Consider the following 13,416-nt stretch of genomic DNA (forward strand, 5'->3'; position numbering starts at 1 on the left):
CTGACCCCATCCGGGACCCTACCTGGCCCCTGGATATCTACCTGTTCCCGGGGAACGCCTGGCGCAGCTCGTCCACCAGCACCCGCTGGTTTTCCGAGTAATCGATCGGCACCGACACCAGGTGCACCCCGCCCTCGTTGAAGGCCGCCTGCAGGGTCGGGATGAACTGCTCGATGGCGGTCACCTCATGCCCCTTGCAGCCATAGGCCTCGGCATACTTCACGAAGTCGGGGTTGCTGAAGGTCATGCCGTAGTCGGTGAAGCCATCCACCGCTTGCTTCCAGCGGATCATGCCGTAGGCGCCGTCATTGAGGATCAGCACCACCAGGTTGAGTCCCAGCCGGCGCGCTGTCTCCAGCTCCTGGCTGTTCATCATGAAGCCACCATCACCACACACCGCCAGCACCCGCCGCTGTGGATACAGGATCGAGGCCATGATCGCCGATGGCAGGCCCGCGCCCATGGTCGCCAGCGCGTTGTCCAGCAGCAATGTGTTGGCGACCTGGGTACGGTAGTTGCGGGCGAACCAGATCTTGTACATGCCGTTGTCCAGCGCCACGATGCCGTCCGGCGGCATCACCTGGCGCACGTCGTGCACCAGCCGCTGCGGTGTGAACCCGGCCTCTTCGGCGCGGTCGGCCAGATGCTCGAGGATGGTCGCGCGCAGCGGCAGCAAAGCATCGGCGTTCGGCACCGCGCCTTCGATGCGGTCGGCCAGTTGGGTGAGCGAACGGCCGATGTCGCCGATCACCTCCACCTGCGGGAAGTACACCTGTTCCACCGCCGCCTGCGAGTAGCCGATATGGATCACGGTCGGGCCACCCGGGCGCATCACGAACGGCGGCTTTTCGGTCACCTCGTGGCCGATGGTCACGATCACGTCAGCCTGGTCGATCGCCATGTGCACGTAGTCACGCTCGCTCAGCGCGGCGGTGCCCATGTACAGGCCCGAACCTCCGGCCACCGCGCCCTTGCCCATCTGCGTGGTGAAGAACGGGATGCCGGCGCGCAACACAAAGGCCGACAGCGCTTCACTGGACTGCGGTCGCGACGCCGCCGATGCGATCATCAACAACGGCCGCTTGGCATTGCGGATGATCTCAGCCGCCCGATCCAGCGCCTCCGGGCTGGCAATGGGACGGTCCACCGCATGCGGCGGAATCAGCGCCACGCCCTCGACCTCATCGGCCGCGATGTCTTCGGGCAGCTCCAGCAGCACCGGGCCCGGGCGCTCCTCCTGAGCGACACGGAACGCCTCGCGGACGATGGTCGGGATCGTGCGCGCCGAGACGATCTGCCGCGCCTGCTTGGTCAGCGGCTTCATCGTGCCGACGATGTCGACAATCTGGAAGCGCGCCTGCTTGCTGGCGACGATGCCCTTCTGGCCGGTGATCATGATCACCGGCCACGCACCCAGCAGCGCATAGGCGGCGCCGGTGGTGAAATTCAGCGCGCCGGGGCCGAGCGTGGCCAGGCACACGCCGGGCTTGCCGGTCAGGCGGCCATAGGTTGCAGCCATGAACACCGCTGCCTGTTCGTGGCGGGTGATGACCAGCTCGATGCTGGAATGACGAAGCGACTCGACCACGTCGAGGTTCTCTTCGCCGGGAATACCGAAAATGCGCTCGACGCCTTCGTTCTCAAGCGCGGCGACAAGCAGATCTGAACCCTTGGACATTGGAATACCGTCCTTTTCGCTGGACTGATGGTGGATCGTTGCAGGAGGGAGGGAAGCTGCGCGTCAACGCTTGTCGAACCACACCGTCTGCGCGTTGACGAATTCGCGGATGCCGAAGTGCGAGAGCTCACGACCGAAGCCACTCTTTTTCACGCCGCCGATCGGCACGCGCGGGTCTGAAGCGGAGAAGCCGTTGACGAACACGCCGCCGGTCTGCAGCCGGCGCGCCAGCTGCATGGCCCGTGCGCGGTCGCCGGTCCACAGGTTGCCGCTCAGGCCGAATTCGCTCTGGTTGGCCAGTTCCACCGCATGGTCGGCGTCGCGGGCGCGACTGATCGAGGCCACCGGCCCGAAGGTCTCGGTATCGAAGGCCTGCATGCCAGGCTCTACGTCGGCCAGCACGGTGGGTGCATAGAAGGCTCCAGGGCGATCCAGCGGGTGGCCGCCAACCAGCAGCCGCGCACCGGCCTCCACCGAAGCCCGTACCTGCGCATCAAGCTGCTCCAGCAGGTCCTGGCGCGCCATCGGGCCGATGCGGTTGGCCGGGTCGCGGCCATCGCCGATGGTCAGTGCCTGCACCTTCTGGCAGAACTGCGCCACGAAACGATCGTAGACCGCGTCCTCGACGATGATGCGCTTTCCGGCGATGCAGACCTGCCCGGTGTTCTGGAAGCGCGAGGCCACCGCCGCATCAACGGCGGCGTCCAGATCGGCGTCGGCCAGCACGATGAATGGATCCGAGCCACCCAGCTCCAGCACCACCTTCTTCAGCGCCTGCCCGGCCTGGGCGGCGATGCTGCGGCCTGCGGCCACGCTGCCGGTCAGGGTCACTGCGGCGATGCGATCATCGGCGATCGCGCGGCTGGTGCCCTCGCGGCTGATGTTGGCGGCGATGAAGGTGCCTTCCGGCAGCCCGGCATCGCGCCAGGCCGCGTCGAGCAGCTGCGCGGTACCGACGATGTTCTCGGCCGGCTTCAGCAGGAAGCCGTTGCCGCCCATCAGGATCGGCACTGCCGCACGCATCACCTGCCAGTACGGGAAGTTCCACGGCATGATGCCCAGCACCACGCCCAGCGGCAGGTAGGACACGTAAGCCTTGTCGTCGGGCACCTGGGTCGGTTCGTCGCGCAGGAACTGCGCGCCGTGGTCGGCGTACCAGTCGCACAGCACGGCACACTTCTCGATTTCGGCCAGCGATTCGGCCTGCACCTTGCCCATTTCGGCAGTGGCCAGCGCGGCCAGCTTTTCACGGTCACGCCGCAGTACGGCGGCCATCGCACGCAGTACGTCTGCGCGCTGTTCGAGGCTCTTGACGCTCCAGGCCGCAAAGCCGACCTGGCCGCGATCGAGGATGGCTTCCAGTTCGGCGTCGGTAGCGAAGGGGTGGCTGGCGATCTGCTGGCCGGTGGCCGGATCGCGGGAAATGGCGGTGGTGGGGGCAGCGGACATGCAGGGCTCCTGTTGTCTCGGCAACGGGCAGCGGCCCGTCTTCTGCACAGGAATGTGGACCCGATTGGCGGAGGCAACAAGGCGTCTGCTTATCCTGTGACCTGCACTTACCTGTCTGAATGGGTGGGTTGTCCTGGCAGGGCTGCGCCCTGCACCCGCAGAGGCCAGGGCAACGTCAAGGTCAAAGGCCTGCATTCCGTGGGATGGCGGGGTGGGTCCGGTTGCGGGGGACGGCGTGAATCCCCCTCCGGGGTCCGGCCCAGCCGCCGGCGGCTGGGCGTTCGGGCGCTTGCGAAGCAGTGCTTCGCAAGCAAAGCGCCCTCACCCATGTAGCCTCGGTCGCGCCATCCATGGCGCTCACGCCCCCGCAACCGGACCCACCCCGCCTTCGACAGTTTTCCGCGATCTGTTGGAAATACTCTTGGGGTCAGATCCGTTTTCCATGGGAAAACGGATCTGACCCCGGAATTTCTTTCGATATCTGACAGATGTGTCGACCAAGGTCGACACCTGCCAACAGCCGCGGGAAATTGTCAGAGGTGGGGCGGTGTGGGTTGGCAGGACCGTTGGCGCCATGGATGGCGCCATCGAGCCCCCATGGACGGGTTTACGGCGTGTCCTGCCAACCCACACCGCCCCGCCATCCAACGGAATGCCCGCTGTTGCTGTTGCTGTTGCTGTTGCTCGGCCTCTGCGGGTGCAGGGCTGCAAGCCCTGCCGAACACCCCTACTTCCGCGGCAGGTAAGTCACCAGGGAAAGGTCGTGCCGGCTCTCCGGCACCAGCGCCACGTACTGCAGGTCCAGCAATCCCCGCGTGGGATGGTTGAGCTTCTTCGCACCTTCATCGAACCGCCGCACGTCGTGCTCCGGCCACCACCGCCGGAACGCCTCGCTGTGCGCGGCGATGTCCTCCACCAGCGCCAGGAACGGCGCCTTGTCCGGCGCCTGCGCCATCGCCGCGCGGAAGCCGGCCAGCAGGCCGCGGGTCATTTCTTCCCAGTTGAGGATCAGCGTGCGGTACGGCGGGTACAGGAACATCAGCCGCAGCGTGTTGCGCTCATGCGGCGCCAGCTGGCTGTAGTCCACGAACAGATCGGCGATGGCCGGGTTCCAGGCCAGGATATCGAACCGGGTGTTGCGCACATAGGCCGGGATCGGCTGCATCGCTTCGACCAGCTGGCGCAGGCCGTCGGTTACGCTCTCGTCCGGCGATTCCAGCGGTACGCCATAGCCGGACAGCGCGAATGCATAGGCGCGTTCGTCGTCGCTCATGCGCAGCACCTTGGCCAGGCGCTCGAGCACTTCGGGCGAGGCACGCACTTCGCGGCCCTGCTCGATCCAGGTGTACCAGCTGACACTGACCCCGATGGCCAGCGCCACTTCCTCGCGCTTCAGGCCCGGGGTGCGCCGCCGCCCGGCCGGGAGGCCGAGCGTGGCGGGGTCGACACGGGCGCGGCAGGCCTTCAGGAAGCTACCGAGTTCCTTGCGTTCACTTTCGCTGCGCATCATCGCCCTCCGTTGCGGAAGGCGATGATATCCGCGCAGGCGCGTCGATCAGGCATCGGCGCGCTTGGAGCCCACGGCCAAACCGGCCTTCAGGCTGGCCTCGACGAACTCGTCCAGGTCGCCGTCCAGCACCTTCTGCGTATCCGAACGTTCGATGCCGGTACGCAGGTCCTTGATACGGCTCTGGTCCAGCACGTAGTTGCGGATCTGGCTGCCCCAGCCGATGTCGGACTTGGTGGCTTCCACCGCGTCCTTTTCGGCGTTGCGCTTCTGGATCTCCAGCTCGTACAGCTTGGCGGCCAGCATCTTCATCGCGTTGTCGCGGTTCTGGTGCTGGCTGCGGCCGGTCTGGCACGCCACAACGATGTTGGTCGGGATGTGGGTGATACGCACCGCCGACTCGGTCTTGTTCACGTGCTGGCCACCGGCACCGGACGAGCGGTACACGTCGGTACGCAGGTCGGCCGGGTTGATGGTGATGTCGATGTTGTCGTCGATTTCCGGCGACACGAACACCGAGGTGAAGCTGGTGTGGCGGCGGTTGTCCGAGTCGAACGGCGACTTGCGCACCAGACGGTGCACGCCGGTCTCGGTCTTCAGCCAGCCATAGGCATAGTCGCCTTCCACGCGCAGCGTGGCCGACTTGATGCCGGCGACGTCGCCACCGGACACTTCCATCAGTTCGGTCTTCCAGCCGCGCGACTCGCACCAGCGCAGGTACATACGCAGCAGGATCTCGGCCCAGTCCTGGGCTTCGGTACCACCGGCACCGGCCTGGATGTCGACGAACGCCGCCGCATTGTCCATTTCGCCGGAGAACATGCGCTGGAATTCCAGCTTCTCCACGTGCGCCTGGTGCTTGTCGAGGTCGGCGACCACCGCCAGTGCGGTCTCCTCGTCCTGCTCGGACTCGGCCAGCTCCAGCAGTTCAGTGGCGTCGTTCAGGCCATCGAGCACCGAGGCGATCCCGCCCACGGTCTTTTCCAGGCTGGAACGCTCGCGGCCCAGGTTCTGGGCGTACTCGGCGTTGTTCCAGACGTCGGGGCTTTCCAGCTCCCGCGTTACTTCTTCAAGACGCTCTTTCTTGGCGTCGTAGTCAAAGATACCCCCGAAGCGACAGCACGCGATCGGTCAGATCGGTGATGCGCTGGCGGACAGGATTCAGTTCGATCATGTCGGCGGTTATGCATTCAAAAGATGACTGGTAATGATACCGCAGGCCGTGGGCGCCCGGAATGAGGGCCTGGCCTGCGCCGGGGAGGCTCGAGCGTGATGCGTCGGCGCTGCATTCAGGCAGGCGGTACCCGCCTTGGCGCGGGGAGCCAGCCAGGCTGCAGCCGACCCCACACAGGGCCTCCTTGCCCCAGAGCGGCGTCGACGAGGGTCTTCCTTGGCCCACCCTCGGACGGCCACTTGGGGCAGTTGACTATTTAACCTCGAACTCGCCCACCAGCACGGTCTCGGCACGGTCCTTCAGTCGCATCGTCACCATCTGATCCTTCTGCTTGGCCGTGCCCCAATGAGTGGTCAGACGCAGCATCAGTGTCGTCGCGCCGGTGACCAGTTGCTGGCGGCTGCCAAAGTAGTTCGCCTCCACCTTGTACTTGCCCGGCTTGGCGTTGCGCAGCGAGAACTGTTCGGGGCCATAGCCGCCGGTGAAGTCCTGCGACATCTGCCCGCCCTGGTAGGTCAGCCGGTTGCCGTAGTAGGCGCGCTCGCCGTTCGGGTCGGTTACCCACAGGTCCATGTCGCTGTTGTCGGCGTCCCACGACAGCACCACGCGCAGGTCCAGCGGCATCGCCTGCAACAGGCGCGGGTCGATGCCGGTGGTATCCAGCCGGGGCGTGCTGCCGGCCACCAGGTTGGTCAGCTCATCCAGCGCGATCAGGGCGATGCCATCGAAGCGGCTGTCCCACGGCCGCACCACCACCTGGTACAGCGGCGCCAGTGCCTGCTGTGGCTTGCCGGCCGCTGCCAGCGCCAGGCCCAGGTCGCGGAAGCTCTGCGGTTCTTCCTGGCCCATCGCCAGCACCTGCTCGAACACCGGCACCGCCAGTGCGGGAGCATCGGCCTGCATCAGTCGGTAACCGAGCACGCGCAGCAGGTGGCGGTTGTCCAGATCCATTTCGGCCAGGTTCGACAGCACCCGCAGTGCCAGCTCGCGCTGGCCCTGCTCCAGCAGCAGGTCGGCCACATCGAGGAAGAAGGCGCTGCTGTCGGCGTGGGCATCGCGCTCGGCCAGATAGCGGTCATAGAGCTGCGACGGCGGGCCCTGGCGCAGGCGCCGGGCGATGGCCGAGTCCGGCTGCCAGGCCGCCAGCTGGATGCCGAGCTGGCCATCGTTGGCGACCGCAGCGGCATCGACCGTGCCGCCGGTGACCACAATCGCATCCAGTGCATTCTCCGACGCGGGCGCCGGACGACGCGCGCGTGCGCTGGCGGCCTGCATACGCTGCTCGGCCGCTGCTGCCGTCGGTGCAGGGGCGGGCGGAGCAGCAGGTGCAGGGGCTGCCAGCATCGCCACGGGTGCGGATTCGGCTGCGTAGTCTGCGGATGCAACGTCCAGCGCCATTTCCTTGGCCTGCGGCGGCGCATCCTTCGGCCAGCTACGGTTCCACCACTGCTGGCGCTCCTTCCAGCGGGCGGCCACTTCATCCAGGCGCTGGCGATCCCCAGCGGCGCGATCCCTGACCTGCACTGCAAACCTGGCGTCGTACTCCGCGCGCAGCGTGCCAGAAGGACGGATCGCATAGCGCAGGTAGTCGTCCAACGTCTCCAGCACGATCAGCGAGGTATCCGGCCCCACCAGGCCAAACCGTTGTGACAGGCGCTGCATCGCCTCGCGGTTGCCACGACGGTCGGCGGCCAGCTGCTGCAGGCGCGCCTGCGCCCACAAACCGGCCAGCAGTTCACCGTCCTTGCTCTTCTGCGTCGCTGGCAGCGCTTCCCACTCGCCGTCGCCCACGCGCACCCGCATCGGCACACCGTCGGCTGCCAGTCGTGCGTGCAGCCACAGCCAGCCGTGGGCTTCACTGCGCCGATCGATCACTACATCCTGCACGCCGCGTCCCGCATCGACCTGCACATCCATCGGGGACGCCAGCAACGCGTGCGCCGCCGCATCGACATCCTTCCCCAGCGCGATGAAGCGACCGCCATGCGCCTCACTCCAACCACGCAGTCGCACGGCATCGGTGCGTGCACCGGCACTGCTGACCGCAAACAGGCGCTGATCGGGTGCCATCGCCGGTAGCTGTTCCGGGCCATAGGTCAACAGGCCATCGCTGACCAGCAGGTATTCCTTCACGCCCGGCTGCGGCTGCCACTGTGCCAGCGCGCTGGCACCGTCCGGGCGCACGGCCTGCAGGGCTGCGCGCAGTTCACTCCAGTTGCCGGCGCGGATGCGGAAGCGACGCACCGGCTCGGCGCGATCGCGCAGCACGGTCAAGGCCACGGTGCCGTCGCGCAGCGCAGCGAAATAGCGATCCAGCAGGGCGAACTCACGTGTGTGATCGCGCTGGCCCGCCGAACCGGAGCCATCCCACAGCAGGCCGATTTCGCTCGGCAGTTTGCGCGGCGTGCTGCTGGCGGCCACCGGCAGCTGCGCCAGCAGATAGTGGCCATCCTGCCAGGGCGCCACCTGCACCTGTGCCTGGCGGGTCGCCGGCAGATCCCACTGCAGCTGCTTCGGCAGCTGCGCCCCCTTGCCCTGCCACTGCAGCTGGCCCGCGCTGATGCGGAATGGCGCCGTACCTGCGGTGGTCGTGCCAGGTGCCTGCAGTTTCAGTTCAACCGATGCTGCACCGGCGGCAAACTGCAGCGGCAGCGTCCACTGCCAGCCTTGGCCGGCGAAGGCCAATGGCTCGCGGATCACCAGCTGCACGCGCCGGCTGCCGCCGGCCGGCAGCGGATAGATGCGCAGGCGGAACTGGTTGCCGGCGGTCTGTTCCAGCAGGCCCGGGTCAACGCCGCGGCGGGCAATCTCCTCGAACACCTGGCGGCCGCGGTCCTTCGGCACCGGCACCGCGTCACGCATCTCGCCGTTGATATCCAGCGCAAAGCCGCTGATCTGCTGGCCATTGGCCAGGGGGAACTGCAGCTCACCCTCCAGCACGCGCCGGTTCGGGTTGTGGAATTCCAGGATGATCCGGGTCTGGGCGATGCCCGCCTGGACCCCGCCCTCGATGCGGGCGTGTCGCAGTTGGACCGCCTGCTCAGCCGCCGGTGCGATCAGCAGCGGCGTGGCGGCCTGCGGCCGGGAGATCGGCGGCGACTGCGCGCCAGCGGGCAAGGCCGCAAGGGCCAGCAACAACACAATGCAGCAACGGGCGAAGACCATGACCGGACTCCAGTGGGATCGTGGACCCTTGAACGCACCAGCAGCCGTAACGGGGTTGGGAGACCCAAAAAGGGGACGGAGGGGATTAAGTCGCTTATGCCCTGTTTGCCAGTTGCGACTTAATCCCCTCCGTCCCCTTTTTCTCAGGCGGGCAGGCAGTGCTCCACGATCAGCTGGATGGCGCTGCCGCCGCGATAGTCGTCGCAGGCCAGCCGGTAGGCGAGGTGCACGTGTCGGCCGGGCGCATTGCCGTGCCAGCCGCCGAAGTGGATCGCGTTGATCGTGCCAGGCACGCCCGGCAGGCGCAGTTCCAGCTTCAGATGGCGCTCCTTCAGCACGCGCCAGTTGGCCACTTCGAAGTGGCCGTCGAACAGGGGTTCGGGGAAGCCCTGGCCCCATGGGCCGGCCAACCGCAGCGCATCGGCGTGGCGATGATCGAGCTCGTCCGCGGCCAGTTCGCCGTCGCTGAGCACCTGCTGCTGCAGTGCCGCCGGGTCGAGCATTTCCAGCACCACGGCGACGAAGGCGGCCTTGAAGTCATCAACGTGGTCAAGCCGCAGGCTGAGGCCGGCCGCCATGGCGTGACCGCCGAAGCGGTCGATCAGGCCCGGATGGCGCGCATCGACCAGCGCCAGCGCGTCACGGATGTGCAGCCCGGGAATCGAGCGCGCAGAGCCACGCAGCGTGTCGGCGCCCGGTTCGGCCGGAGCGAAGGCAATTACCGGGCGATGCAGGCGATCCTTCATCTTCGAAGCGACCAGGCCGACCACACCGGGATGCCAGTCGGCATCAAACAGGCAGGCGGCCACCGGCCGTTGCCCGGCCATGTCCAGCACCACGCGGGTCAGGGCCTGCTCGGCATCGTCGGTCATCGACTGCTGCACGGCGCGGCGTTCCGCGTTGATCTGCTCCAGCGTCTGCGCGATCTCGCGCGCCTGGCGCGGATCTTCGGTGAGCAGCAGCGCGATGCCCAGCGCCATGTCTTCCAGCCGGCCCGCCGCGTTCAGGCGCGGGCCGAGTGCGAAGCCGATGTCGGTGGCGGTCAGTCGCGCGGCATCCCGGCCACTGGCTTCGATCAGTGCACGCAGGCCGACACAGCCCTGCCCTGCGCGCAGACGGCGCAGGCCTGCGCTGACCAGCGCACGGTTGTTCGGGTCCAGCGCTACCAGGTCCGCAACGGTGCCCACCGCCACCAGATCCAGCAGCGTGGTCAGGTCCGGCCCCTTGCCATCTGCGAAGACGCCGGCCTCGCGCATATGCCGGCGCAGCGCCATCAGCACATAGAAGATCACACCAACACCGGCCAGCGATTTGCTGGGGAAGGCATCGCCATCCAGGTTGGGATCGACGATCACGTCGGCCGGCGGCAGCTGCGGCCCCGGCAGATGGTGGTCGGTGACCAGCACCTGCCAGCCGCGCGCCTTGGCCGCGGTGACACCGGCATGGCAGGCAATACCGTGGTCGACCGTGACCAGCAGGTCCGGCTGCAGCGCGGCCAACTCTTCCACCAGCGACGGTGACAGGCCATAGCCATGCACCATGCGGTTCGGCACCGCGTGGAAGACGCGTTGCGCGCCGAGCATGCGCAGGCCACGCACGCCGACCGCACAGGCGGTGGCGCCATCGCAATCGAAATCGCCGACCACCAGGATGCGCTTGTCGTTGGCGATGGCTTCGATCAGCAGGCCCACTGCATCATCGATACCGGTCAGCAGCTCGGGCGCGTGTAGGCTGCCCAGTTTCGGCAGCGCCAGCTCTGGCGTTCCCGCACCACGGCTGGCATAGAGTCGGGCCAGCAATGGCAGCGTGCCCTCTGGCCAGCTGCCGGGCACGACCGCATCGCGGCGGCGGATCAGCGGTGTATCAGAGGGCGGCTGCGCAGCATCGGCGGCAAGGGACATCGGCATCGCCGGTTACGAAAGACCCGCACATCATAACGTGCACCGCTCCCCCGGTCGGCTGCCGCTGCTGACGAGGCAACCTGGCTCTTCGGCCAGCAGCATTTGGATTTCACGACCGCATCTTCCATGCTTGCCTGCCCTGGAACGGACTTCCATCCATGACCCGCACCCTGCTGACCGCGCTGATGGCACTCACCGTGGCCCCGGCCGCCCACTCCGCGACGCCTGAGCCCAGGCCCGGGGTCGAATTCGAACACAACGACTGGTCGCTGGCCTGTGACAACACCCGCACCTGCCGCGCCGCCGGCTACAGTCCGGAAGAACCCGGCAACCTGCTCAGCCTGATGCTTGAGCGCGCCGGCGGCCCGGGTGCGAAGGTGATCGCGCGGCTGCGCAATGGCGAGGATGGCGAAAGCCCGACGCCGACCGGGGCACTGCGCCTGCGCCTGAACGGCAAGGACCTGGGCCCGGTGCGCGACACCGGCGACGGGGACAAAGTGTTGTTGCAGCAGGCACAGACCGATGCACTGGTCGCCGCACTGCCGCGCCAGGCACGCATCGAGATCATCGACGGCAAGGGCAAGGCCTGGCCGATCTCCGACCGCGGTGCAGCGGCCGTACTGCTGAAGATGGACGAGGCACAGGGCCGGCTGGGCACCCCCGGTGCGCTGGTGCGGCGTGGCGACAAGCCCGACGCAAGCGTGCCTGCGGCGTTGCCGGTGCCAGTGATCGTGCGCGGCACGCTGGTGGCACCGCGCGCCTCGGACGCGGCACTGGCGAAAGCACCGGGCCTGCGCAAGGCACTGATCGCCAGCCTGCCCAAGCCGGATGAGTGCGGCCGCCTGAGCGAGGGCGGGACAGATGAAATCGAGATCCAGCGACTGGACGCCCAACATGTGCTGGCAAGCACCAGCTGCTTCGTGGGTGCCTACAACATGAGCAACGCCTACTGGGTGGTGCGAGACAAATCGCCGTACCAGGCGACTTTTGTCACCAACCTCGCCGAAGATTTTGACCGCGATGACGCTACGTTGCGAGGCCGTTACCGAGGCCGCGGTGTCGGCGATTGCATCTCTGCCAATGACTGGGTGTGGGACGGCGAGCGCTTCGTCAAGAGCAGCGATTTCACGACGGGCCAGTGTCGCAATATGCTCGGCGGGCACTGGACGCTGCCCACGGTGGTCAGCGAGGTCCGTTGAGGCGCCGCTTCCTGCGGTAGTGCCGGCCGCTGGCCGGCAACCCCGGCAAACATCGGGGTCAGAGCGATTTTTCGATGGAAAACGGATCCGACCCAGCTCGGTCGCCTCCATCGGGCACTGGACGCTGCCGACGGTGGTCAGCGAGCTTCGTTGAGGCGCCGCTTCCTGCGGTAGTGCCGGCCGCTGGCCGGCAACCCCGGCAAACCCTGGGGGTCAGAGCCGTTTTCCGATGGAAAACGGATCCGACCCCGATCGGTCGCCGCCATCGGGCACTGGACGCTGCCGACGGTGGTCAGCGAGGTCCGTTGAGGCGCCGCTTCCTGCGGTAGTGCCGGCAGCTGGCCGGCAACCCCGGCATACCCTGGGGGATCAGAGCCGTTCTCCGATGGAAAACGGATCCGACCCCGCTCGGCCGAGGCCCCGCTCAATCGTGCAGCTGGCGCGGCTTCTTCCAGAACTGCCAGCGCTGGCCACGGTCCAGCTGGAACTGCAGGCCGTCCTCGAAGTCCAGTACCAGCCGCTGCAGTTCGCCACGCTTGAGCGCGGCCAGCAGCGGCCGGATCGCATCATTGCCGAGCTGCTGCAAAGAGCGCAGCTGGCGCAGGTCGACCAGCGCATCCACCGCCTGCTCGCCATCCACGGCCACACCAGCCGCCAGGGCCAGGCCCTGCAGCAGCGCGTCCCGGCTGCGCACCTGCGCGTGCGGCGTGCTGACCGACACCGGCATCACGCCACCGCCCCAGAACCACAGCGAATTGATCGGCTGTTGTCCCTGTGCGGCACGCTGCTGGTTCCAGGAATGGTTGTGCAGCAGCACCTGCGCCTCGGTCATCAGCGCCCGCCAGCGACGACCGCCCTCGCCTTCGGGCAGATGCGAGAACAGGTCATCGCCGAGGACCTCGTCGGGGCTGTCGAAGTCCGGCAGCTCGCTGTTGATCGGCAGCCGCAGGTACCAGCGCGAGGGATCGGGTGCGTCGAGCACGAAGCCGGCATCGGCGAACAATGGCTGCAGCACCGGCAGCAACGCGAGGCTGTCGGCCAGCGTCGGCCGCAGTGTTTCGCCGTAGGCCATCATCCGCGCGCCGTGCATGTCCGGCACCATGCAGGCCGGATCGGCACGCAGCCAGCTGGCGCCGGCGGCATCGCCGACGTCGCGCTGGCGGGTCAACGCGGCCACCGGCCAGTGCGGCGCGGCAACCGAGAAATGGCGTGTCAGCTGCGCGCGCTCGCCCGGCACGACCTGCACCGTCGTGGCACGGCCGAGCGCGCGTGCCACATCGTCCGGCAGCGCAGCCGCGGCAAAGCGGCTGCGTGCAGGCAACAGCAGGGTCGCCGTCGCCACG

Annotated in this window: 8 protein-coding genes; 1 reads left to right on the forward strand and 7 read right to left on the reverse strand. The window is 67.5% G+C overall.

The features are described from left to right. Window positions 1-37: 37 nt before the first annotated feature. The 6 genes from AC5P7S_RS11010 to recJ form a co-directional block, all read right to left on the reverse strand. Window positions 38-1,678: an acetolactate synthase large subunit gene (locus tag AC5P7S_RS11010; protein ID WP_095378844.1), complete on the reverse strand. Its 1,641-nt coding sequence runs from the start codon at window positions 1,676-1,678 to the stop codon at window positions 38-40. A 63-nt stretch (window positions 1,679-1,741) separates the two neighbouring features. Then, window positions 1,742-3,127, reverse strand: a complete 1,386-nt coding sequence (locus AC5P7S_RS11015; RefSeq protein WP_005416385.1) for an NAD-dependent succinate-semialdehyde dehydrogenase — start codon at window positions 3,125-3,127, stop codon at window positions 1,742-1,744. A 727-nt stretch (window positions 3,128-3,854) separates the two neighbouring features. Continuing rightward, the gene (locus tag AC5P7S_RS11020; protein WP_065177619.1) at window positions 3,855-4,637 is read right to left on the reverse strand and encodes a helix-turn-helix transcriptional regulator; all 783 of its coding nucleotides are present in this window, start codon (window positions 4,635-4,637) and stop codon (window positions 3,855-3,857) included. Window positions 4,638-4,682: 45 nt separating this feature from the next. Next, a protein-coding gene (prfB, locus tag AC5P7S_RS11025; RefSeq protein ID WP_111008336.1) for a peptide chain release factor 2 occupies window positions 4,683-5,808 on the reverse strand; the annotation gives its coding sequence in 2 pieces (ribosomal slippage) (window positions 4,683-5,732 and window positions 5,734-5,808; 1,125 coding nt in all). Window positions 5,809-6,060: 252 nt separating this feature from the next. Further along, the gene (locus AC5P7S_RS11030; protein ID WP_095378839.1) at window positions 6,061-8,973 is read right to left on the reverse strand and encodes a DUF2135 domain-containing protein; all 2,913 of its coding nucleotides are present in this window, start codon (window positions 8,971-8,973) and stop codon (window positions 6,061-6,063) included. Between the two features lie 143 nt (window positions 8,974-9,116). Further along, window positions 9,117-10,874, reverse strand: a complete 1,758-nt coding sequence (gene recJ / locus AC5P7S_RS11035; RefSeq protein WP_095378836.1) for a single-stranded-DNA-specific exonuclease RecJ — start codon at window positions 10,872-10,874, stop codon at window positions 9,117-9,119. Between the two features lie 158 nt (window positions 10,875-11,032). Between recJ and AC5P7S_RS11040 the strand changes: the two genes are divergently transcribed. Further along, window positions 11,033-12,073 carry a DUF1176 domain-containing protein gene (locus AC5P7S_RS11040; protein ID WP_095378833.1) on the forward strand — a complete coding sequence of 347 codons (1,041 nt, stop codon included), beginning with the start codon at window positions 11,033-11,035 and terminating at the stop codon, window positions 12,071-12,073. A 424-nt stretch (window positions 12,074-12,497) separates the two neighbouring features. On the opposite strand, the gene AC5P7S_RS11045 is transcribed toward AC5P7S_RS11040, so the two are convergent. After that, window positions 12,498-13,415, reverse strand: a complete 918-nt coding sequence (locus AC5P7S_RS11045; RefSeq protein WP_095378830.1) for a phosphoglycerate mutase — start codon at window positions 13,413-13,415, stop codon at window positions 12,498-12,500. Window position 13,416: the final 1 nt, after the last annotated feature.

It is taken from the genome of Stenotrophomonas sp. YJH_SMC_32, from assembly GCF_059369975.1.

Excerpts from the sequence above, each read along its gene's own strand:
- AC5P7S_RS11010 (WP_095378844.1), bottom strand. The coding sequence starts at position 1,678 with ATGTCCAAGGGTTCAGATCTGCTTGTCGCCGCGCTTGAGAACGAAGGC.
- AC5P7S_RS11015 (WP_005416385.1), bottom strand. The coding sequence starts at position 3,127 with ATGTCCGCTGCCCCCACCACCGCCATTTCCCGCGATCCGGCCACCGGC.
- AC5P7S_RS11020 (WP_065177619.1), bottom strand. The coding sequence starts at position 4,637 with ATGATGCGCAGCGAAAGTGAACGCAAGGAACTCGGTAGCTTCCTGAAG.
- AC5P7S_RS11030 (WP_095378839.1), bottom strand. The coding sequence starts at position 8,973 with ATGGTCTTCGCCCGTTGCTGCATTGTGTTGTTGCTGGCCCTTGCGGCC.
- recJ (WP_095378836.1), bottom strand. The coding sequence starts at position 10,874 with ATGTCCCTTGCCGCCGATGCTGCGCAGCCGCCCTCTGATACACCGCTG.
- AC5P7S_RS11040 (WP_095378833.1), top strand. The coding sequence starts at position 11,033 with ATGACCCGCACCCTGCTGACCGCGCTGATGGCACTCACCGTGGCCCCG.